Annotated in this window: 19 protein-coding genes and 3 pseudogenes; 3 read left to right on the top strand and 19 right to left on the bottom strand. The window is 70.7% G+C overall.

Translation table 11 applies throughout. The annotated features are described in order from the left end of the window. Window positions 1–153 precede the first annotated feature (153 nt). From AB0927_RS39335 to AB0927_RS39250, 18 genes are all read right to left on the bottom strand, one after another. Window positions 154–1,143, bottom strand: a complete 990-nt coding sequence (locus AB0927_RS39335) for an MBL fold metallo-hydrolase (protein WP_366672662.1) — start codon at window positions 1,141–1,143, stop codon at window positions 154–156. Window positions 1,144–1,282: 139 nt separating this feature from the next. After that, entirely contained in the window at window positions 1,283–2,773 is a 1,491-nt protein-coding gene (locus AB0927_RS39330) for a class I adenylate-forming enzyme family protein (protein ID WP_366672661.1), read from the bottom strand. 82 nt (window positions 2,774–2,855) lie between these two features. After that, window positions 2,856–3,176, bottom strand: a complete 321-nt coding sequence (locus AB0927_RS39325) for an EthD domain-containing protein (RefSeq protein WP_366672660.1) — start codon at window positions 3,174–3,176, stop codon at window positions 2,856–2,858. 40 nt (window positions 3,177–3,216) lie between these two features. Beyond that, window positions 3,217–3,597, bottom strand: coding sequence for a nuclear transport factor 2 family protein (locus tag AB0927_RS39320; protein WP_366672659.1), 381 nt, complete (start codon window positions 3,595–3,597; stop codon window positions 3,217–3,219). Between the two features lie 48 nt (window positions 3,598–3,645). Beyond that, window positions 3,646–4,005 (bottom strand): nuclear transport factor 2 family protein, encoded by a 360-nt coding sequence (locus tag AB0927_RS39315; RefSeq protein WP_366672658.1) that lies wholly within the window; start codon window positions 4,003–4,005, stop codon window positions 3,646–3,648. Between the two features lie 37 nt (window positions 4,006–4,042). Continuing rightward, complete coding sequence (locus tag AB0927_RS39310; protein ID WP_366672657.1) at window positions 4,043–5,236, bottom strand: ABC transporter substrate-binding protein; 1,194 nt, start codon at window positions 5,234–5,236, stop codon at window positions 4,043–4,045. 207 nt (window positions 5,237–5,443) lie between these two features. Next, window positions 5,444–6,064, bottom strand: coding sequence for a TetR/AcrR family transcriptional regulator (locus tag AB0927_RS39305; RefSeq protein WP_366672656.1), 621 nt, complete (start codon window positions 6,062–6,064; stop codon window positions 5,444–5,446). Window positions 6,065–6,143: 79 nt separating this feature from the next. Beyond that, window positions 6,144–7,292 carry an acetyl-CoA C-acetyltransferase gene (locus tag AB0927_RS39300; protein WP_366672655.1) on the bottom strand — a complete coding sequence of 383 codons (1,149 nt, stop codon included), beginning with the start codon at window positions 7,290–7,292 and terminating at the stop codon, window positions 6,144–6,146. A gap of 224 nt (window positions 7,293–7,516) precedes the next feature. Next, a complete protein-coding gene (locus tag AB0927_RS39295) occupies window positions 7,517–8,311 on the bottom strand; it encodes an enoyl-CoA hydratase-related protein (RefSeq protein ID WP_366672654.1) in 795 nt (264 codons plus the stop codon). Beyond that, complete coding sequence (locus AB0927_RS39290; RefSeq protein WP_366672653.1) at window positions 8,308–9,084, bottom strand: SDR family oxidoreductase; 777 nt, start codon at window positions 9,082–9,084, stop codon at window positions 8,308–8,310. Before AB0927_RS39290 ends, AB0927_RS39295 begins: the two co-directional genes overlap by 4 nt. After that, complete coding sequence (locus AB0927_RS39285) at window positions 9,081–9,857, bottom strand: SDR family oxidoreductase (protein ID WP_366672652.1); 777 nt, start codon at window positions 9,855–9,857, stop codon at window positions 9,081–9,083. The genes AB0927_RS39290 and AB0927_RS39285 overlap by 4 nt, the downstream gene beginning before the upstream one ends. Next, window positions 9,854–11,095, bottom strand: a complete 1,242-nt coding sequence (locus tag AB0927_RS39280; protein WP_366672651.1) for an acyl-CoA dehydrogenase family protein — start codon at window positions 11,093–11,095, stop codon at window positions 9,854–9,856. Before AB0927_RS39280 ends, AB0927_RS39285 begins: the two co-directional genes overlap by 4 nt. A 129-nt stretch (window positions 11,096–11,224) precedes the next feature. Next, window positions 11,225–12,208, bottom strand: a complete 984-nt coding sequence (locus AB0927_RS39275; protein WP_366672650.1) for a phosphotransferase family protein — start codon at window positions 12,206–12,208, stop codon at window positions 11,225–11,227. Further along, window positions 12,205–13,407 carry an acyl-CoA dehydrogenase family protein gene (locus AB0927_RS39270; protein ID WP_366672649.1) on the bottom strand — a complete coding sequence of 401 codons (1,203 nt, stop codon included), beginning with the start codon at window positions 13,405–13,407 and terminating at the stop codon, window positions 12,205–12,207. Before AB0927_RS39270 ends, AB0927_RS39275 begins: the two co-directional genes overlap by 4 nt. Window positions 13,408–13,425: 18 nt before the next feature. Next, window positions 13,426–14,571 carry a thiolase family protein gene (locus AB0927_RS39265; RefSeq protein WP_366672648.1) on the bottom strand — a complete coding sequence of 382 codons (1,146 nt, stop codon included), beginning with the start codon at window positions 14,569–14,571 and terminating at the stop codon, window positions 13,426–13,428. Further along, window positions 14,568–14,972, bottom strand: coding sequence for an OB-fold domain-containing protein (locus AB0927_RS39260; protein ID WP_366672647.1), 405 nt, complete (start codon window positions 14,970–14,972; stop codon window positions 14,568–14,570). The genes AB0927_RS39265 and AB0927_RS39260 overlap by 4 nt, the downstream gene beginning before the upstream one ends. A 5-nt stretch (window positions 14,973–14,977) precedes the next feature. Then, on the bottom strand, window positions 14,978–15,766 hold the full coding sequence (locus AB0927_RS39255; protein ID WP_366672646.1) for an enoyl-CoA hydratase/isomerase family protein: 789 nt from the start codon (window positions 15,764–15,766) through the stop codon (window positions 14,978–14,980). A gap of 87 nt (window positions 15,767–15,853) precedes the next feature. Continuing rightward, window positions 15,854–16,927, bottom strand: coding sequence for an alcohol dehydrogenase catalytic domain-containing protein (locus AB0927_RS39250; RefSeq protein ID WP_366672645.1), 1,074 nt, complete (start codon window positions 16,925–16,927; stop codon window positions 15,854–15,856). 166 nt (window positions 16,928–17,093) lie between these two features. On the opposite strand from AB0927_RS39250, the pseudogene AB0927_RS39245 reads away from it, so the two are divergent. The 3 genes and pseudogenes from AB0927_RS39245 to AB0927_RS39235 all read left to right on the top strand — a co-directional run. Next, a pseudogene (locus tag AB0927_RS39245) lies at window positions 17,094–18,260 on the top strand (cobalamin-dependent protein); the annotation flags it as partial. Window positions 18,261–18,630: 370 nt separating this feature from the next. Next, window positions 18,631–20,307 carry an AMP-binding protein gene (locus tag AB0927_RS39240; RefSeq protein ID WP_366672644.1) on the top strand — a complete coding sequence of 559 codons (1,677 nt, stop codon included), beginning with the start codon at window positions 18,631–18,633 and terminating at the stop codon, window positions 20,305–20,307. A gap of 69 nt (window positions 20,308–20,376) precedes the next feature. Continuing rightward, a pseudogene (locus tag AB0927_RS39235) lies at window positions 20,377–21,195 on the top strand (3-hydroxybutyryl-CoA dehydrogenase); the annotation flags it as partial. On the opposite strand, the pseudogene AB0927_RS39230 reads toward AB0927_RS39235, so the two are convergent. Next, window positions 21,194–21,289: pseudogene (locus AB0927_RS39230) on the bottom strand (hypothetical protein); the annotation flags it as partial. The pseudogenes AB0927_RS39235 and AB0927_RS39230 overlap by 2 nt on opposite strands.

The raw sequence follows: 21,289 nt of genomic DNA, 5'->3' as shown, positions 1-21,289 counted from the left end.
GCGTGACCGGTGGCACCACCGCCTTCATGGAGAAGCAGGCCGCGATCAAGGGCGTCGCGCCCCAGACGATCAGCCCGGACGCCACCTCCAGCACCGCGGCCCCCTCGTGTCCGGGTGTCGCCCAGTGTGTCCCGGCCCGGGTGTGACGAAGCGTCAACGCACGCGTGTGTACTGATCGATCCCGTCGACGGACGCCACCGTGACCTGATCCCTCAGCACCAGGACGTCCAGATGGGCCGCCGTCTCGTTGATCGCGAGCATCTGGTTGAACGCGTTCAGCTCGCTGAACGGCACGTTGCGGCGCGTCCAGCCCAGCTTGCGGGCCACCGCGTACGCGTCCAGACCGCCCTCACCGAGCGCGTCCAGGCTCTGCGCGAGCCGGTTGTCGTGGTGCGTGAGCAGCTCGGCGACACGGGTGTGCGCGCTGTCGGTGACGGGCCCGTGCGCGGGCAGCAGGCGGGCGTCGCCATAGCGCGTGATCAGGCGCAGCGAGTCCAGGTAGTCGGCGAGCGGCCGGCCACCGGGCTCGGCGAGTTCGAAGCCGATGGACGGGGTGATGTGCGGCAGGACGTGGTCGCCGGCGTACAGCAGTCCGTGTTGTTCGTCGAGGAAGACGACGTGTCCCTTGGTGTGTCCGGGTGTCGGTATGACGCGCAGTGCGCCGTCGCCGAAGCGGAGCGTCTCGGCGCCGAGCCAGTGGTCGGGGGCCTCCCAGACCGCCGGGTCGTAGCCGCCGTGGTCCATCTTCCGTATCCGTTCGGCAAGTTCCCGGGCTCCTGCCTTGCGCAGGACGTCCAGAGAGCCGGCCGGCTCGGAGTTGCGCAGCCGGCCGAGCAGTTCCAGGCCCGGCCGCTCCCCCGCGCCGAGATAGACACGCGAGCCCAGCAGCCGCCGCAGTTCGACGGCGTTCGTGTAGTGGTCACGGTGGATGTGGGTGACGAGGATGTGGCTGATGTCGCCGAGGTCGCGGCCGATGGCGGCCATGGCCGCCTCGAGTTCCTTGCGGGCCTCGGGGATCGCCCAGCCGCCGTCGATCATGACGATGCCGTTGTCGTCCGCCAGGTTCTCCAGGAGGTAGACGTTCACGGCGTGGAGTCCGTCGTTGGGCAGTGGCAGGGGGACGCGGTGCACTCCGGGCTGCACGGTCTGGACTCCGGATGCGGCCCATGGGCCTTGATCGAACCGTGCTGTCATGGGTCTCCCTCACTCGTGTGCTGCTGCGGTTCGGGCCGGACGCGTAGCGGCCGCGTCCCGCCCCTGTTCTGTCCTCACGCCTGGCGGGTCAGGCGTCCTTGCGCAGTCGGTGCGCGAGGGCCCTGGCCGCCGACCGGTCGAGCTTGCCCACCTTGGTCTGGGGCAGCTCCTCGATGTCGTAGACGAATTCGGGCCACTTCGTCTTGGAGAGACCGAGGCTCTCCAGGTGGCCGGTGAGCTCCGCGAGGTCGATGCCTCGGCCGTCCTCGGTGACGACGAGCAGCGCGACGCGCTCTCCGAGCACCTCGTCGGGCACGGCCGCGACACACGCTCTGGCCACCCGGGGGTAGCTGGCGACGGCTCGCTCGATCTCGGTGATGTCGATGTTGCGGCCACCGCGGATGATGATGTCCTTCTCGCGGCCCATGATGGTCACGGTGCCGTCCTCGTGGGTCATCAGGAGGTCGCCGGTGGGGAAGTAGCCGTCGTCCGTCAGAGTCGGCGGATCGACGCGGCCGTCACGCGCGTACCCGAGGAAGAGGGAGGGGCCACGAACCGCGGCCCGGCCGGTGGCGCCGGGCGCCACTTCGGTCCCGTCGGGGGTGAGCGCCCGCAGATCGGTGCCGGGGAACGGGCGGCCGTCCCGGGCGAGCCGTATCTCCTCGGGCTCGTCGGGGCCCGGCGAGGTGTGGCCGAGACACTCGGACATCCCGAAGACCCTGAGGATCTTCGTGCCCAGGGACTTCTCGGCGCGGGTCAGCGCCCCGCGGTCCATCGGTCCGCCACCGACGGTGATCGCGCGGACCCCGGACAGGATTCCGGAGCCGGCTGCCTCGGCGCCCATCTGCAGCGCCATCGTCGGCACGCACATGGTCCACCGGACGTCGCGCTCGGCCATCCGCCGCATCGCGACTGCCCGGTCCCACTTGCCCGTGAGGACGAGCGGGCCGCCGAGCAGCAGCGAGAGATAGACACCGAAGCAGTACGCGGCCGTCGACGACAGCGGCACTATCGCGGCCACCGCGTCGCCGGTTCGCAGCCCGTTGATCTCGATGGTGCTGGCACTCGCGTACCGCAGGGCCTCCTCGGACTGCACGACGCCTTTGGGCCGTCCGGTCGAGCCGGAGGTCAGCCCGATGAGGACGCCGCCCGCCCAGCGGGACACGTCGGACTGTCCGGGGGCGCGCTGCACGCCCCAGCCGTTCAGCACCGCCTCGTCAGCCCGGTCGGGCACCAGATCGGCCACCGCCCACTCGGCCAGCGCCGACGGCTCGGCGACGACCGCGTCCGGCCGGATGTCCTCGAAGGCCGCCGCGAACTCGGCCGGTGTCGTGTGCCGGTTGACCACCGCGAGGACGCCTCCGCTCATGCCGACGGCAAGGCTGCCGGCGACCGTGCGCCACGAGTTGTCGGCCTGGAGCATGACGGTCCCGCCCGCCCCGTCGGGGAACATCGCCTTCGCCAGCCGGTCTGCCTCGGCAAGCAGCTCGCGCGCCGTGTGGCTTCCCTCGTCGTCGACGACGGCCACGAAGTCCGCCTGCTCGGCCCTGAGTTGGAACTCCCGCACTACCTGTCGCATCCCGCTTCCTCGCTACGCTGTGCTGAACTCGGTGATGAACGCTGCTGTGCTCACGGCCGTACCCGGCCGGATCCGTGGGTCCTCAGGCGCTGAACATCTCCTTCTCGAAACCCATCACCGCGAGGCGGCGCCCCTTCATGTCGCCGACCTGGGCGACGGCGTCCGCCCACTCCGGACTCGCGAGGGCCTTCTTCAGGTCCTCCGGGGAGTCGAAACCGAGCACGGAGATCCCGTCCCAGCCCTCGGAGCGCTTCTCCAGGGCCTGATCGATCTCGGTGTGCCGCCAGGAGCGCAGTCCGGGCAGCCGGTAGGTCAGTTCCGCGTGGTCGCCGCGCCACCAGTCGATGAACTGCTCGTGCGTCCACTCCGGGGGCCTCGCGGCCAGCAGGACGAGGTTGTACATGACGGTCCTCCGTTCAGGGATCAGCGGGATGGGGGTGCGCTCACTCGAAGCGGATCTGCGAGGAACGGCCGATCAGCAGCCGCTGCAGCCGGTCGTTCGCGTCCACCCGCCCGGCGGCCACGAAGCTCGCCTCGGGCTCGCCCCCGCGCCGCACCTCGCCCAGGAACAGCTCGTCCTGGCCGAGGGTGGTCGCGGACAGCAGGTGGTGGGTACGGGTGCCCCGCTCGCGCTGTTCGAGATAGCCGACGAGCGCGGCGCGGTCGCCGGCGAAGTCGGTGGCGTTGCCGTCGCCGGTGGAGAACAGGATGGACAGCGAGAAGTCGTCGCTGATCAGGTCCAGAATCCGGTCCGGCTCGTCGCTGTCGAGGATCTCGAACCAGGCGGTGAGGAAGGGGGCCGGGGTCACGGAGGTGTCGCTCATGTCTGTTTTCCTTTGTGCTGGGGTGACGTTCGGTCGGCGCGGTGCCGGCTACCGCGGCGGGTCGATGAGGTCATACGCCGTGGTGAAGTACGACTGGTAGCGCGCCATCCGTCCATCGGCTGTGACGACGGCGGCCGACAGGAAGGACCCGGTGGGCTTCCCCGACTCGGACACGTAGCCGTACACGGTCTCCAGATCGCCGTCGATGCTGTGCCGCAGGATGACGTGCTCCCGCTCGACGGCGTTGCGGCCCGCGATGTAGGCGGCGAAGTCCTCCTTGGACCGTCCGGTCGCCTCACGGCCCGGCAGGGCGAGGTGGAAGTGGAAGTCGGGCACGACCAGGTCGAGCGCCTTCTCGGGAGTGTCGCTGTCCATACGTGCCATGTAGTCGCGCAACACACTGCCCATGGAGAGTCCTTTCACATGGTCGGAAAAAAGAGGCGGGTCAGTCGCGTGGGGGCGGGGTGAAGAAGTCGCCCTGTGACTCCCAGCGCCCGTTCCTGACAATGACCTTCTGCACATCGCGGGTGCCGAGGTGCTGCTCGGCGGAGAAGTCGAGCACCGGTCCGACACCTGTGTCGACGGCGCGCGCGTGCTCGTAGGCCCGGGTCAGCGACTCGGGCGTGACCGGACCGTGGATGGTGCGGGCGACCTCCACGAACGCCTTGGCCGCTTCCCAGCCCCACAGCGTCACGAAGTCGGCCGGCTGCTTCTGCTCGTACTTCGCCATGGCCGCGCGGAACTCCTTGATGGCCGGGTCGTCGTCATTCGGCGACTTGACCAGCTGTACGGCCCGCAGTCCCTCGGCCGCCGTGCCCGCGAGGGTCAGCGTGGACTGCGCCGCGACGGGGGCGTATCCGTACATGGGCGTGGTGAGCCCCTGCAGCTTGGCTTCCTTGAGATATGACGCCGCTTCGGCGGCCGCCAGGATCAGCACGACGGCGTCGGGCTTCTCGGCCTTCACCTTGCTGATCACCGGGCTGTAGTCGGTCGTCTGGAACTTGACGGTCAGCCGCTTCACCTGCACCGACGGGTCGGCCTTGTGGGCAGCGGGGGCGATCTGCTTGGCGACGTTCACGAACGCCGCCGGGTCGCTGTGCACGACGAGAACCTTCTTCGCTCCGTCGCGCACCACCCAGTCGCCGAGCGCGGCCGCCTGGTCCTCGTAGAGCGTCTGGAGGCCGAACAGGCCCACACGGGCCGGCTGGTACCAGGACGCGTCACCGCCCAACGCGTTGAGGACCGGCACCTTCCGCTGTTCGAGTACGAAGGGGAAGGTGGCCTGGGACTGGGCGGTGCCGTTGGCCGCGACGATCGCCACCACTCCCTGTTGATCGATGAGCCGCCGGGCGATCTGTACGGTCTGCTGAGGGTCGAAGGCGTTGTCCTTCACGATCCAGTCGATCTTGCGGCCGTTGATCCCGCCTTGCGCGTTGACCGACTTGAAGTACGCGTCGACGCCCGCCTTCTCCGGGATGCCGAAGGAGGCCAGGGCGCCCGTGAGCGGATACCAGGCACCGATCTTGATGACCTTGTCGTTCGCTGTCACCGAGGCGCTGTCGGTGCCGCAGGCACTCGCCACCAAGGCGAGCAGAGCGGCGGGTGCGGCGATGAACCTGCGTGTCGCGCGTCGGCGCATGACCCTCCTCGACTTAACCGAGTTCAGTTCAGTTGCAGGGAGCTTAATCTGGCGGAAACACGCCTGGCAATGGCTCGTCACGTTCCCGATCACCACGGCCGGCCGCCACTGCCGGAACTGGGCCGAAAAGGAAACGGTCCCCTGACGGAAGTCCGTCAGGGGACCGCGAGGTGTGCCCGCAGCGTCGCGAGAAGGGGCCGGGGGCTGTCAGGTGGCGATCATCCGCACACAGGCACCCTCGATCAGATCGCTGACCTCGGACAGCGGCGTCGGTCCGGACGGCCGGTACCACCGCCACACGCTGACGATCAGTCCGAGCGCGCTCGCGCCGAGCAGCTGGGCGTCCCGCAGCGGGAAGGCGCCCTGGGACATCCCCTTCACCAGAAGGTTCGTCCAGTCCCGCTCGACGACCTGGACCAGTTGGCGGGCGGCGACCCGCTCGGCCTCCTCCCGCTTGGACTTGCGGGCCCCGGACAGCAGGTCCATGTGGTTCTGCAGGATGCGCATCTGCAGGACCTCGTGGCCGGAGACCTCGTACGCGGCGCGCACCGCCGCGCGCAGCGCCTCCACGGGGTCGTCCGTGCCTTCGGTCGCCTCGACGAACCGATCGTGGGAGCGTTGCAGTTCGAGCCGCATGATGGTGAGCAGACAATGTGTCTTCGACTCGAAGTAGTGGTACAGGGCGGTCTGCCCGATGCCGACCCGCTCGGCCACGGTGGACCACTTCGTGGCCTCGAACCCCGCTTCCCCGAAACAATCGACGGCAGCGGCGAGAATGGCGGCGCGCTTGGATCTCGGCCCCGCCTCCGGTTCAACGATCCTGGTCATGACCCTCTCTCCTGGACGTCACCCAGCGTGTCCGTCCCCCGAGAGTAAACCCAAGTTGAACTCAGTTGCCAATCCGCGATCACACCGTCTCCAGTACGGTCGCGTTGGCCATGCCGCCGCCCTCGCACATCGTCTGCAGACCGTAATGCCCGCCGGTCCTGCGCAGCTGGTGGACGAGCGTGGTCATCAGGCGCGCGCCCGTGGCACCGAGCGGATGGCCCAGCGCGATCGCACCGCCGAAGGCGTTGACCTTCTCCGGATCGGCGCCGAGTTCCTTCTGCCAGGCGAGGACGACGGACGCGAACGCCTCGTTGATCTCGACGAGGTCGATGTCGCCGAGCGTGAGCCCGGCCTTGTCCAGAACCTTCTCCGTGGCGGGGATCGGGCCGGTCAGCATGTCGATCGGGTCGGAGCCGACCACGGCCAGGGTGTGCACGCGCGCCAGCGGGGTCAGCCCGTACCGGCGCACCGCGTCCGCGGAGGCGATCAACAGGGCGGCGGCGCCGTCGGAGATCTGGCTGGAGACGGCGGCGGTCAGCCGCCCACCGCCGGTGACGGTCTTCAGTGCCGCCATCTTCTCCAGCGTGGTGTCCGCGCGGGGGCCCTCGTCGGCGGTGAGGCCGAAGGACGGAACGATCTCGCCGTCGAAGACGCCGTCAGCCTGGGCGGCGAGCGCCCGCTGGTGGCTGGTGAGCGCGAACCGCTCCATGTCCTCGCGGGTCACCCCCCACTTCTCGGCGATCAGCTCGGCGCCGCGGAACTGCGAGACCTCCTGGTCGCCGAAGTTCTCGCGCCATCCGATCCCCGCATACGGGCTGCCCAAGCCGGCCTGTTCACCGACGTACATGGGGCTGGCGATGGGCACGAGGCTCATCACCTCGACGCCGCCGGCCACCACGAGGTCAGCGGTGCCGGACGCGACGGCCTGCGCGGCGAAGTGCACGGCCTGCTGCGAGGAGCCGCACTGCCGGTCGATGGTGGTACCGGGCACATGCTGCGGCAGGCCCGCGGACAGCCAGGAGGTGCGGGCGAGGTTTCCGGTCTGGGCGCCGATCTGGCCGACGCAGCCGAAAAACACGTCGTCGACGGCTCCCGGGTCGACGCCGGCGCGCTCCACCAGGGCGCGCAGCACGTGAGCGCCGAGGTCGGCGGGGTGCACGCCGCTGAGCGTGCCCTTGCGGCGGCCGACCGGCGTACGGACGGCTTCGACGATGAATGCTTCCGGCACGGGGACTCCAGGGGTCTCAGGGGGACGGTGGGTCTTGTCGGGCGGGGCGGGTCGGCGCCGGCGCGGAGATCGGTAACTACGGTCCGTGCTCGCGCCCGGCACGCGGAAATCGGAGCGGTCCTCGCTCACCCGCGGCGCTCCGGCGTCGAGGCGGCCGGTGCCCACGCGCCGCACGCCCGGGTCAAGGTGTCAGTACGTGCGCACGACGCCCTCGAATCAGGCGGTCAGCGCTTGGGCACGGCGCGCGGGAACTCCGGCGGGCGCTTGCCGAGGAACGCGGCGACACCTTCGCCGCCCTCGGCGCTGGTGGCCGCGGTGGCGAGCGCACGGGCCTCACGGTCCAGGTGCGGGCCGAGGTCGGAGATCAGACCGGTGGCGACGAGCCGACGGGTCACCCCGAGGGCGGCGGTGGGGCCACGGCGCAGGGCCTCGGCCGTGCGCGCCGCCTCATCGGCCAGCAGTTCCGGGGCGACGGTGCGGGTGACGAGTCCGATCCGGGAGGCTTCCTCCGCCGGTACCCGACGGTTCGTCAGCAGCAGGTCCAGGGCCCGCTTGGGTCCGGCGAGGCGCGGCAGGAACCAGGTGACTCCGGCATCCGGTGAGTAGCCGATCCCGGTGTACGCGGCGGTGAACGAGGCTCCGTGGGCCGCAAGGGTCACATCGGCCGAGGCGGCGAGGCCGATCCCCGCCCCCGCCACGGCACCCTGCACGGCGGCCACCATGGGCGCGTCGATCCGCGCGAAGACACGCAGCGCCTCGTGCAGCGCGTCCGTGACGGCGATGAGGTGCTTCTCCAGCGCCTCGCCACTGAGCTCGGAGAACTCCCGCAGGTCTCCGCCCACGCAGAAGGACTTGCCCTCGCCGGTGAGCAGCACGGCCCGGGTGTCGGCACGTTCGCAGGCCAGAGCCGCGTCCAGCAGTCCCTGCGCCATTTCCAGGTTGATGGCGTTGCCCGCATCGCCGCGCCGCAATGTGACGTGTGCGAGGCCGTCGTCGCTGATCCCGATGCCGACGCTCATCGTGCCGTCCATCCGCCGTCGACGGTCAGGACCTGCCCGGTGCAGTACGTGGAGGCGTCCGAGGCGAGGAAGAGCAGCGCGCCGTCGAGTTCCTGGGCGTCGCCGCCGCGGTGCAGCATCGTGTTGCGGTCGACCCAGCGGCTGGAGCGCTCGTCACCGAAGAGGTCCTCGGTCATCTCGGTGCGGAACCAGCCCGGCGCCAGCGCGTTGACGCGCGTCCCGGCACGCCCCCACTGCCCGGCCAACTCCCGTGTCAGGCCGACGAGTCCGGCCTTGGACGCGGAGTAGCCGGCGCCGCCCAGCGGGGCGCCCGAGACGAGCCCCAGGATGGAGGAGATGTTGATGATGCTCTTGCCCGCACCGGCGGCGGAGGGCGCCTCCGCCGTGAGCCGGGCCAGGTGGAACGGCGCGGTGAGGTTGACACGGAGGACGGCTGCGAAGGCGTCCGACGACTCGTCCTCGGCGCGCGTCTCGCCGGGCGAGGCCGCGTTGTTGACCAGGACATCGAGGTGTCCGGTCGCGGTCAGCGCCGTCTCGGCCAGCCGCGTACGGTCCGCCTCCTGGGATGCGTCGCAGGCCACGGGGTGGATCCGGGCGTCACTGTCCGCGAGTTCCTTCAGCCGGTCGATGCGGCGGGCGGCGGCGAACACGGTGGCGCCGGCCTGCGCGAGGACGGTGGCGAAGCGTGCGCCGAGGCCGGAGGAGGCGCCGGTCACGATGGCCGTCCGGCCTTCCAGCGAGAAGAGTTCGGCGGCGGGCCGGGGCGTGCTCACTCGTCCACCCCGATCGGCAGGGCGGTCGCGCCGCCGTCGAGGACCAGGGTCTGGCCCGTCATCCAGGAGGAGGCGTCGGAGGCGAGGAACAGCGCCGCGTTCGCCACGTCCTCCACGGTGCCAAGGCGCCGCATCGGCAACTTGGCGGTGAGGATGGGCTCGCGGACCTCCCACACGGCCCGCGCCAGCTCGGTCTTGATCAGCCCGGGGGCGATGGCGTTGACTCGGGCGCGCGGTCCGAGTTCGTAGGCGAGCTGCCGCGTCATGTGGAGCATGGCGGCCTTGGTGGCGTTGTAGTAGCCGATGTGCGGGTCGACGATGAGCCCGCCGACGGAGGCGATGTTGACGACCGCTCCCCCGTGCTCGGACATCCACGCCCGCCAGGCGGCGCGGGTCCAGGCGATCATGCCGTACTGGTTGACGCGCACGGTCTTCTCGGCGCGCGGCAGGTCCAGGCCGAGCAGGTCGCCGTTGTACGGGTTGGTCGCGGCGTTGTTGACGAGGATGTCGACGCTGCCGAACCGCGTCATGGTCTCGTCGACGCAGGCCTCGGCCTGCTCGGGTTCGCCCGCGTTGGCGACGACGGTGTGGACGTCGCCGTCGCCCTTGACGCGCAGCAGCTCCTCGCGCGCCTCGGCGAGGCCCGCGGCCTTGCGGGCGGCGATCACGACGTGCGCGCCGGCCGCCCGGTAGGCGGTGGCGATGCCGAGGCCGATACCGCGGGATCCGCCGGTGATGACGGCGACCTTGCCGTCGAGAGTGTCGGTGTTCACGCCGTCCCTGCCTTCTTCCCCGTCTTCGTCTCGGGCTTCCTGTACTTGGCGAGTTCCTGCCGGGCGACCGTGCGCAGGTGCACCTCGTCGGGGCCGTCGGCGATGCGCAGCGCGCGTGTGATGGCGTAGAGGCGAGCGAGGACGGTGTCGTCGCTCACGCCGGCCGCGCCGTGGGCCTGGACGGCCCGGTCGACGACCTTGTGGGCGACCTCCAGCGCGGCCACCTTGATCGCGGCGACCTCCATGCGGGCGGCGGCGTTGCCGACGGTGTCCATCAGCCAGGCCGACTTGAGAACCAGCAGCCGCAGTTGCTCGATCTCGATGCGGCTGCGGGCGATCCACTCGCGCACCACGCCCTGCTCGGCGAGCGGCCCGCCGAAGGCCTTTCGCTCGCCGGCCCGCTCACACATCAACTGAAGCGCGCGCTCGGCGAAGCCCACGGCGCGCATCGCGTAGTGCATGCGTCCCGGGCCCAGTCGCCCCTGCGCGAGCGCGAAGCCCTCGCCCTCGCCGCCGAGGATGTTCTCCACCGGCACTCGGACGTTCTCGAAGAGCACCTCGCCGTGCCCGCACCGGTCGGTGTAGCCGAACATCGGCAAGTCGCGGACGACGGTGACGCCGGGGGTGTCACGCGGGATCAGCAGCATGCTCTGCTGCCGGTACGTGGGCGCGTCCGGGTCGGTCTTGCCCATGAGGATGACGAGCTTGCAGTCGGGGTCGAGGATCCCGGAGGTGTACCACTTGCGGCCGTTGACGACGTAGTGGTCGCCGTCGCGGGTGATGAGCGTCCGGATGTTGCGCGCGTCGGAGCTGGCGACCTCGGGTTCGGTCATGGCGAAGCAGGAGCGGATCTCCGCCTCCAGCAGCGGCTTGAGCCACCGTTCCTGCTGCTCCGGCGTGCCGAACAGGGCGAGCAGTTCCATGTTGCCGGTGTCGGGGGCCGAGCAGTTGAAGACCTCGGGGCCCATGATGGAGCGGCCGGCCAGCTCCATGAGCGGCGCGTATTCGAGGTTGGTCAGTCCGGCACCCCATTCGCCGTGCGCCATGAAGAGGTTCCACAGGCCCTCGGCCCGCGCCTTCTCCTTCAATTCGGCCATCACCGGCGGCAGCTCGTGCGGGTTCTCCGCCTCGGCGATCTGCTGGTCGTAGACCGGCTCGGCCGGGATGACGTGCTGGTCCATGAACGACCGTATACGGTCTTGAAGTTCACTCGCGCGGGGCGAGAATCCGAAATCCACGATGGCTCCTGTTCGCCGGTGCCGGGCGGCGTGGGCACCGGCGTCGTGACATGACATGTATGGTCGGCGGCGTCGTGACGGTGTGGTCCGCGACGGCGTCGTGGCGTGTGGGTCGGCGGCCGGGGCGGGTCAGCCCAGGATGTCGCGCGCGGTGCGGATCATCGCGACGATGGTGGGGGGCAGTCGCTCCTGGTCCGGGTCGTGGTGCTTGCCCTCGCGGTGCCGACGCAGGTTGTGCCCCATGATCGCGGCCATCTTCATGCGGCCCAGCGCCCTGAACCAGTCCATGGCAGGCAGGGCCGACCGGCCGTCGAGGTAGGCGCCGAGCAGTTCCGCCTCGGTGGGCAGGCCGGGGACGGCGCGGCCGAGCTGGGGGAAGTTGCGGTGGTCGGCGAAGAGCAGGAACCAGCCGAGGTCGATCCGCGGGTCGCCGACACTCCAGATCTCCCAGTCGACGACCGCGACGGCGCGTTCTTCGACGCAGAGCACGTTGCCGAGCCTGAAGTCGCCGTGCAGCAGGACCGGCGGCACGTCGCCGGGCACGGCCTGCGCGAGCCGTGCCAGCAACTCCTCGCCGCCCGGACGCAGTTCCTCCGGAACGGCGTGCATGGTGCGGCTCCACCGGTCCAGCTCACCGGCCGCGTCGAGCGGTTCGGAGGCATCGAGGCCGGGGGTGCTGATGTCGCTGTCATGCAGCCGCCGCAGTACGGACGCGATCTCCAGCATGCGGGCCCGAGCGGTCGCCGGGGGCGGTCCCGGCTCGTCGAGCACCGGCTCCACCGCCTCGCCTGCGGCGAAGTCCATGGCGAACCAGGCGGGTTGGACGGTGTCGAGGGCGGCGACGCCCGGCACCGGTACCGGGGAGCCGGCGAGCGCGGACAGCACGCGCGCCTGGCGCAGTACGTCGTTGCGGCCTACTGCCCGCTGTCCGGTGGGCACCGCCTTGATGACGTACTTGGCGTCCCCGGCGGTGACCGAGTAGGTCAACCCCGAGTGCCCGCCCGGCAGTGTCCTCAACTCCCCCACGGGCACCCCGGGATGAAGCTCGCTGAGCCGGTCGCGAACCCGGTCGGCCAGTTCCGTCTCCTGAGTCGACATACCCGCCGTGCTCATCGAACGGGCTCCTTGGGCAGGCCGAGCACGCGCTCGGCGAGGATGTTGTGCTGGATCTCGTCGGTACCGCCCGCGATGCTGTAGCCGGGTGCGCCGAGCAGGTGCTCGGTCCAGGCGTACGTGCCCCACTCCCCGGTGTCGGCGACGAGGCGCGGGCCGAGAAGTTCGGAGACGAGGTCGCTGGTGCGGCGCATGGTCTCGGTGGCGTACAGCTTGCCGACCGAGGCCTCCGCGCCGGGTTCGCGGCCGGCGACGAGGGCGCCGGTGACCCGCAGTCCGATGAGCCGCTGCACGAGGGCGCGTACGTAGAGGTCGGCGGCTTGCTGCCGCTCGCCGCCGGTAAGCGGGCGAGGCAGGTGCCGGGCCAGTTCCACCGCGCGGTCGGCGTTGTCGAGGCCGAGGTTGCCGGAGTCGAGGCGCTCGGCGGCGAGCACGCTGAGGGTGACCCGCCAGCCCTCCCCGACCGCTCCGAGCCGGTCGGTGTCGGGCACGACCACACCGTCGAGGTACACCTCGTTGAAGCTGGCGCCGCCGGTCATCTGCCGGATGGGTCGCACGCTCACGCCGGGCGCGTCCATGCGGACCAGGAAGACGGTGATGCCGGCGTGCTTGCGGGCCTCGGGGTCGGTGCGGCACACGGCGACGCCCCAGGTCGCGACGGTGGCACCGGAGGTCCACACCTTGTGGCCCTGGAGCACCCAGTTCTCACCGTCGCGCACGGCCCTCGTACGTACCCCGGCGAGGTCGGATCCGGCCTCGGTCTCCGAGAAGAGCTGGCAGGCCAGCTCCTCGGTGCGCAGCATCGGGCAGAGCCAGCGCTGCCTCTGTTCCTCGGTACCCCAGATGCGGATCGCGGGGGCGACGAGCTGCTGGGTCACCGGGAAGATCTCGGTGCGGCGCGGCACGTCGAAGGCGGCTTCCTCGGCGCGGTAGAGCTGTTCGTAGTACGCGGGCAGGTCACGTCCCCCGTACGCGGCGGGCCAGTTGAGCGCACCCCAGCCCTGGTCGTGGCGCAGACGCTCCCACTCCTGGGCGCGGGCGGTGTGCTCGCGCTCCTGCTCCTCGGTCCAGTTCTCGAACACGGCCACGGAGTCGGAGCCGCTGCCCCACTCCCCGTCGGCGGCGCGGTGCGGGGCGACCGTGTCGAGCCATTTGCGGGCCTCGGCGCGGAACTCGTCGGGTTCCGGGATGCCGTTCATCTGTTGACGCACCTCCATTCAGCGGGACAGCACCGTGCAGGCGCTCACGCCCGGCGCGCCGTACACATGGGTGAAGCCGACCCGAGGCTCGCCCGGGACCTGGTGGTCGCCGGCCCGGCCGCGCAGTTGCTGGACGACCTCGTAGACCTGTCGCAGGCCCGAGGCGCCGATGGGCTCTCCGTTGGCAATGCAGCCGCCGTCGGTGTTGACCGGCAGCGCGCCGCCGATCTCGGTGGCGCCCTCGGCGATCAGCTTCTCCTGCTCGCCGTCCTCGCAGAGCCCGCACTCGGCCAGGTGCATGACCTCGGCGCCGCTCTCGGTGTCCTGCAACTGACAGACGTCGACGTCGCCGGGGCCGATCCCCGCCTCTTCGAAGGCGGCGGCCGACGCGGCGCGGCTGACGCTGGTCGGCTCGCCCCCGGCGACCCAGGGGCTGAACACCTCGAACGAACCGTACTGGCGGGTGCGGACCGCCGCCGCGCGCAGGGCGACCGACGGGCTGTTCAGGGCGTGGGCGACCTCGGGCGAGCAGAGCACCAGGGCGGCCGCACCCGCCCCCGGGGAGCAGAACATGAAGCGGGTCAGCGGGTCGCTGACCATCCCGGAGTCCAGGATCTCGGCGGCCGACACCGGCCGGCGGCGCCATGCCTCGGGGGTCAACGCGCCATTGCGGTAGGCCTTCTCGGCGACCAGCGCGAGCGTGTCCGGGGTGATCCCGTGGTCGTGCATGTAGCGCTGGATCTTCATGCCGAAGAACTGAGTGGTGACCATCAGCCCGTCGGTGCCGTACTCCGCGCCCAGGCCCCAGTCCTCGGGGCGCGGGTCGAAGGCGCCGCGCGGGTGCTTGTCGAAGCCGACGGCGAGGACGACGTCCGCCATGCCGGAGCGGATCGCGTTCACGGCGGAGATCAGCGCGCTGCCACCGGTGGCGCAGCCGTTCTTGACATTGACGAACGGCAGCCCGGTCAGACCGAGTTGGGACACCAGGGTGTCGGCGAGCCCGGCGCTGTCGCTGCCGCCGAAGGCGGCCCGCACCCGCGACCACTCGATGCCGGCGTCGCGCAGCGCGGCGCCGACCGCCTCGATGGCAAGCTGTCGGCCGCTCAGCTCGGTGCGGCCGAACGGGGTCCGGCCGGCCCCGCAGATCAGCACGTCGGCGCTCATGAACCCTCCTTGGCGGCGGTCGTCGTGTGCGGGGCGGCCGACGTCGTGGGCCGGGCCCGCGGCACGCCGTCACCGGCGGTGACCGTGAGCGGCATGCCGATGCGGATGGCGCCGAGGTCGCCGACGTCCAGTACGGCGGCCACGCGCACGCCCGCGTCCAGTTCGACGTAGCCGACCGCGAACGGCTGGAAGCCACCCGGCGGGGGCTCGTAGGGCGGGGACTTGGGGGCGTAGCGCTGCACCGTCCAGGTCCACAGCGTGCCTGCGCCGTCGAGGGCCGCCCGCTCGGCAGGCCCTCCACAGCGCGGACACGTGTCGTCCGCGGGGTAGACGGCGACCGAGCAGCCGGGGCAGCGTGCGCCTGGGAGCCCGGCGGCCGGACTCCGCGGATCCGTGGTCATCGGGGTCAGCGCCCCTGCCACTTGGGCTCGCGCTTCTCCAGGAACGCCGAGACGCCTTCGTTCGCGTCCTCGGAGTTGAGCGCCACGCCGACGGCGAGGTGCTCCATGACCATCAGCGACTGGGTGTCGGCGTCCAGGCTGCGGTCGATCGTCATCTTGGTGAGCCACATCGTGAAGGGGCTCTTGTCCGTGAGGTGGGAGATGAACTCCTCGACCTTCTCGTCCAGTTCCTCGGTCGGTGCGTGATCGTTGATCAGGCCGAACTCGGTGGCCTCGACGCCCGACAGCAGCTTGCCCGTGAGCATCAGCTCCTTGGTCTTGCGGATGCCGATCATGCGCGGGACGCGGTAGATCGGGCCGGCGCCGCCGAACAGCGCACGGCGGATATGGAAGTCACCGATCTTGGCGTCGTCCGCGGCGATCGCGAAGTCGCAGGAGATCATGATCTCGAAGCCGCCGGCGGTGACGTAGCCCTCCAGGACGGCGACCGAGGGGGTCTTCATCGAGTAGAGACGGTCGCACACCTTCGCGGACTTGACCGCGACGTCGATGGCGTTCGACCGGCCGACGAAGTCGGCCTTCAGGCTGTCGAGGTCGAAGCCCGAGCAGAAGGTGCCGCCACGGCCACGGAACACCAGGACGCGCAACTCTGGGTCCTCGTCGACCTCGGTGATGATCTCGTCGAGGCGGTCCAGGATCGGCACCGTGACGCAGTTCTTCTTCCAGGGCCGGTTGAGCCAGACGCGGGCGACATGGCCGTCACGCTCGAACTGGATCTCGTCTTCCACTGCCATCTCTGGTTCCCTCCGTGAAACTGAACTGAATTCATTACGAGTTTGGGGAGCGGGCGGTCGACTGTCAACCCCCACTTCGAGATCGGTTCAATGCGGGGCCTCGGACCCGGCCTCCTCCTCCGCCGGTATGCCGACGAGGACCTTGACCCGTCGGCCGTCGCGAACGTCGCGCAATCCCGCGAGGGTGTCGGCGAGCGGGATGAGGTCGAGCCACCCGTCGGTCGGGTAGTACCCGGCGGCCATGTGCGCGAGGACGCGCTCGAAGACGCCGTCGGGGTAGGCCTCGCTGCCGAGCAGGGCAAGTTCGGCCAGGCGCACGACGGAGGCGTCGACGGCGACAGGACCCGAGTACAGGGCGACCATCACGACCGGCGCCCGGGCGGCGACACAGCGGATGGCGGTGTCCAGCGCCGCGGGCCGGCCCGCACACTCGACGGCGGCGTCCACGCCCCTGCCGCCGGTCCGCTTCAGCACCTCGGCGACCACGTCATCGACGCCCGGATCGAGGACGCGGGCGCCGTGTCGGGCGGCGGCGGCGCGCCGGGGCGGCGAGGGCTCGACCACGAACACGTCCTCCACACCCTGCGCCCTGAGCGCGAAGACCGCACCCATGCCGACCGCGCCCGCCCCCATGACCAGCGCACTTCCCCCAGCACACACCCCGGCCCGCTCCACCGCGTTCAGGGCGACCGCCATGGGTTCGGCCAGGGCACCCTGTTCGAGCGAGACGGCATCGGGCAGGCGGTGCGTCGTCCCGGCCGGGACGACGACGTACTGGGCGAGTCCGCCGCCCGGCGAGGTCACCCCGATCGCCGCCAGCCGCACACACAGATGGGACAGTCCGGACGTGCAGCGCGGGCACGCCCCGCAGGTGCGGATGGGGCGTACGCAGACCCGGTCGCCGGGCGCCACGCGGTCCACACCGGCGCCGATGCCGACCACGGTCCCGGCGAACTCGTGGCCCAGGGTCTGCGGCAGCACGGCGCCGGTCAGCGGGTTGGGTTCACACGTGGTGCGCGGCAGTTCGAAGTACTCGTGCACATCGGTTCCGCAGATGCCCGCGTACGCGACGCGGATCTTCACTTCCCCGGGGCCCGGCTCCGGTTCGGGCATCTCCTCGATCCGCAGATCCTTCGCTCCGTACAGCCTGGCGGCGAGCATGGTTCCTCCCTGGCATCACGTGGGTGCGACCTCTCCGAGCCTTTCACCGAACTGAACTGACTTCAATAATTGGCTTGAAGCTTGTACCGACTTCAGTTCAATATGTGGAAGTCTCTGTGAGTATCCGCCCCCTCCTCGACGCGGGCGGGGGCAGTCAGGAGTGCACATGTCCGCAGGCGACACGGTGGCGCGGCCGTACCACGCTCGGCATCCCGTCCGCTTTGTGACCGCCTCCAGCCTCTTCGACGGGCACGACGCCTCGATCAACATCATGCGGCGCATCCTTCAGGCCCAGGGCGCGGAAGTGATCCACCTCGGGCACAACCTCTCGGTGAGCGAAGTGGTCGACGCCGCCCTGGAGGAGGATGTCCAGGGGGTCGCCGTGAGCTCCTGTCAGGGCGGCCACATCGAGTACTTCGAGTACCTGGTGGAACTGCTCCCGGAGCGCGGCGCGGGACATGTGCGCGTGTTCGGCGAAGGCGGCGGTGTGATCGTGCCGCAGGAGACCGAACGGCCGGCTCGGGCCGGTGGGCGGATCTTCTCGCCACAGGACGGACAGCGGCTCGGCCTGGTCGGCATGATCCAGGCGGTGATCAATGCGTGCGACACCGCGCCGTGGGAGGATGCGCCCGCCGGGGCCGACCGGGTACTGGCCGACGAACGCCCGGCAGCGGCCCGGCTGTTGTCCGCCGCCGCGGCCGACACGGTCCCGGACGCGGACCTGCGGAAGCTGGAGAAGGCCGCCGCTGCACGGCAGGTGCCGGTGCTCGGGATCACGGGCACGGGCGGCTCGGGCAAGTCGTCGCTGACCGACGAACTCGTTCGTAGGATCCGTATCGACCAGGGCGACACGCTGCGCGTGGCCGTGCCGGCCGTGGACCCGACGCGGCGGCGCGGTGGCGGCGCCCTGCTCGGCGACCGCATCCGGATGAACTCCCACGACGGCGACCGGATCTTCTTCCGCTCACTCGCCACGCGCGACAGCAGCGAACTCCCGGAGGGTCTCGGCGAGTCGGTCACGGCGTGCAAGGCGGCCGGATACGACCTGATCGTCGTCGAGGCACCCGGCATCGGGCAGGGCGACGCCGCGATCGTGCCGTTCGCGGATGTGTCGCTGTACGCGATGACGCCCGAGTTCGGGGCGGCGTCCCAGCTTGAGAAGATCGACATGCTCGACTTCGCGGACGTCGTCGCCATCAACAAGTTCGAGCGGCGCGGGGCGGCGGACGCCCTGCGCGACGTAGGCCGTCAACTGGTCCGCAACTGGAAGGCGTTCGGGTCACGGCCCGAGGAGACGCCCGCGTTCGGCACCAGTGCCGCCACCTTCGACGACGCTGCCGCTCATCGGGGTCAACACGTTTCGCAACCCGCACGCCGACGACGGGCAGAGCACGCCCGTGGTCGAACTCGCCCGCGCCCCAGGAAGAGAAGCGCTCCCAGCTCGACCGGGTGCAGGACTTCCGGTCCCGTCACGAGGACGCGGCGAGCCAGGCCCTGGCAGCTCTGCGGCACGCGGCGACCAGCGGCGCGAACGTCTTCGCCGTGCTGATGGGCGCGGCGCGGGTCTGCTCGCTCCAGCAGATCACCGAGGCGTTCTCGAGGTCGGCGGCGCCTATCGGCGCAACGTCTGACACCCCCCGTGCGTGCGCCGGTCGTGAAGGACCCCGCGGCCTGCGATCCGAGACAACCCCAGGAGGCACCTGATGTGGCCGACGCATCCCCCGACGGCCGAACGCGCCGCCCGGTACCGGGCCGACGGGGCGTGGCGGGACCAGCCGGTCGCCCGGTATCTGCGCCGGGCCGCCACGCTGTGGCCGGACGCGCTCGCCGTGGTCGACGGCGAGCGCCGTCTGACGTTCGCCGACGTCGACCGGCAGGCGACGAAGCTGGCCGCCGCCCTGCACGCCCGCGGGGTCGGGCAGGACGACGTCGTCTCGTTCCAACTGCCCAACCGGGCGGAGGCCATGGTCTTGTTCCAGGCGGTCATGAAAGTGGGCGCGGTCGCCAACCCGATCGTGCCCATCTACCGGGGCAACGAGTTGCGCTTCATCCTCGGCCAGGCCCGCACGAAGATCGCCTTCGTGCCTGGCCGCTATCGGGGCTTCGACTATCCGGGCCTCTACGAGACTCTGCGCGGGGAGCTTCCCGAGCTGCGGGACTTGGTGGTCATCGGTGGCGACGGCACAGAAGGGGGCGCGATCGGCTGGGACACGTTCCTGGACTCGGCCGGCGCCGACCCCGAAGCAACCGTGCGCGCACTGCCCGAGCCCCACCCCGACCAGGTCTGTCTGCTGCTCTACACGTCCGGGACGACCGCGGACCCCAAGGGTGTGCTGCACAGCCACAACACCGTGGTCTTCGAGAACTCCTCGTTGATCGACCGGTTCACGCTCAACGAACGCGACGTGATCTTCAACCCCTCCCCGGTCACCCATGTCACCGGGGTCAACTGCGCTCTCGTGCTGCCCTTCCTGCTCGGCGCGCCGGTGGTCCTCCAGGACCGGTGGGAGCCGGAGACGGCCCTGCGCCGGATCACCGATGCCGGGGCGAGCTTCTCCATCTTCTCCACGCCCTTCCTGTCGGATCTGCTCGCCGCCGCCGAGGCCGCGGACGTGACGGTGACGGCAATCCGCTACCTCGTGTGCGGCGGCGCGGACATCCCCGACGACCTCGCGCGCCGGGCCGCGGCCCGCCTCGGCGTGGTGACCCGGATGTACGGGGCGACCGAGGGCCCTTCTGTGACGACGGCGAGCCGCTGGGACGCGGCCGGGATCCGTACACGGACGGACGGCCTGCCGCTGGCCCCGACCGAGGTCGTCGTCGTGGACGGCACGGACCGGCCGGCTCCGCGGGGCGCCCTCGGCGAGGTGTGGTGGCGCGGGCCGGACACCTGCCTCGGCTATCTCGACGAGCGGCTCAACGACGCCGCGTTCACGCCGGACGGCTGGTTCCGCAGCGGCGACCTGGCGCGGTTCGACGAGGACGGTGCCCTCCGCATCGAAGGCCGCCTCAAGGACGTCGTCAACCGCTCCGGCGAGAAGATCAGCGTGCGCCAGGTGGAGAAGCTCCTCGGGGAGCATCCCGCCGTCGCCGAGGTCGCCGTCGTCGCCGGGCCCGATGCCCGTACGGGTGAGCGCGCCTGCGCGTTCGTTGTGACCGGCGAGGGGCGCGAGCTCACTCTGGAGGAGATCGCCGAGCACCTGATGTCCTGCCAGGTTGCAGCGCAGAAGATCCCCGAGAGCCTCTTCCTCGTTGATGCCCTGCCCTGCACGGCCAGCGGCAAGATCAAGAAGTTCGCCCTCCGGGAGTGGCTGCACGACCGGAGCAACGCCTCCCGGACGGTCGCGGGTGTGACCGTCCGTGCGGTCCACGAGCGCTGACCGCCGGATCCTTCCCATGCGGCTTCGGCAGCAGCTCAGTCTCAGCAGTGGCTTTCAGAAAGGTTCTCCATGTCTGACATCACCCGTCTCGGCGTCGTCGGCTGCGGCCTCATGGGCTCCGGCATCGCGGAGGTCGCCGCGTTGCGAGGTCTCGACGTCACCGTCGCCGAGTCGACCCCGGGGTTCGCTGCCGCCGGCCGTGAGCGTGTCATCGCCTCGCTTGAACGCGGGGTGCGGCGGGGCAAGCTCACCGAGGCCGACCGCGACCAGGCGCTCGCCCGGCTGACCTTCAGTCACGACCTAGGTGCCCTGGCCGACCGGCAGTTCGTCATCGAGGCCGTCGCCGAGAACCGGGAGATCAAGCTCGACCTCTTCCGGCAGCTCGACAAAGTCATCGCCGACCCCGACGCCGTCCTCGCCACCAACACCTCCTCGATCCCGATCGTCGACCTCGCCGTGGCCACGGGCCGGTCCTCGCACGTCATCGGCCTGCACTTCTTCAACCCCGTACCGGTGCAGAAGCTGGTCGAGGTGATTCCCGCCCTCACGTCCAGCGCCGGCACGGTGGCCCGCGCCCGCGCGTTCGCCGTCGAGGGTCTCGGCAAGGAGGTCATCCAGGCGCCCGACCGCTCCGGCTTCGTCGTCAACGCTCTGCTGGTGCCGTATCTGCTCGCCGCGATTCGCATGGTGGAGTCCGGCGCGGCGAGTCCCAAGGACGTCGACCGCGGCATGGAACTGGGTTGCGCCCACCCGATGGGGCCGCTGCGGCTGCTCGACCTCATCGGACTGGAGACGGCGCAGGCCGTGGCCGAATCGATGTACGCCGAGTTCAAGGAGCCGCTGTACGCCGCTCCCCCGCTGCTCCAGCGCATGGTGGCCGCCGGGCATGCCGCATCACCTTCTGGAAGAGGGTGTAGGCGGCGGGGGCCAGGCTCATCGCCGTACCGGGATGGCCGTTGCCGACCTTCTGTACGGCATCGGC

It is taken from the genome of Streptomyces sp. NPDC048106 (assembly GCF_040706415.1).
In the GTDB taxonomy this organism is placed as follows: Bacteria; Actinomycetota; Actinomycetes; order Streptomycetales; family Streptomycetaceae; genus Streptomyces.
The sequence above is the reverse complement of the archived record's forward strand: the minus strand, read 5'-3'. Positions and strand labels throughout refer to the sequence as shown.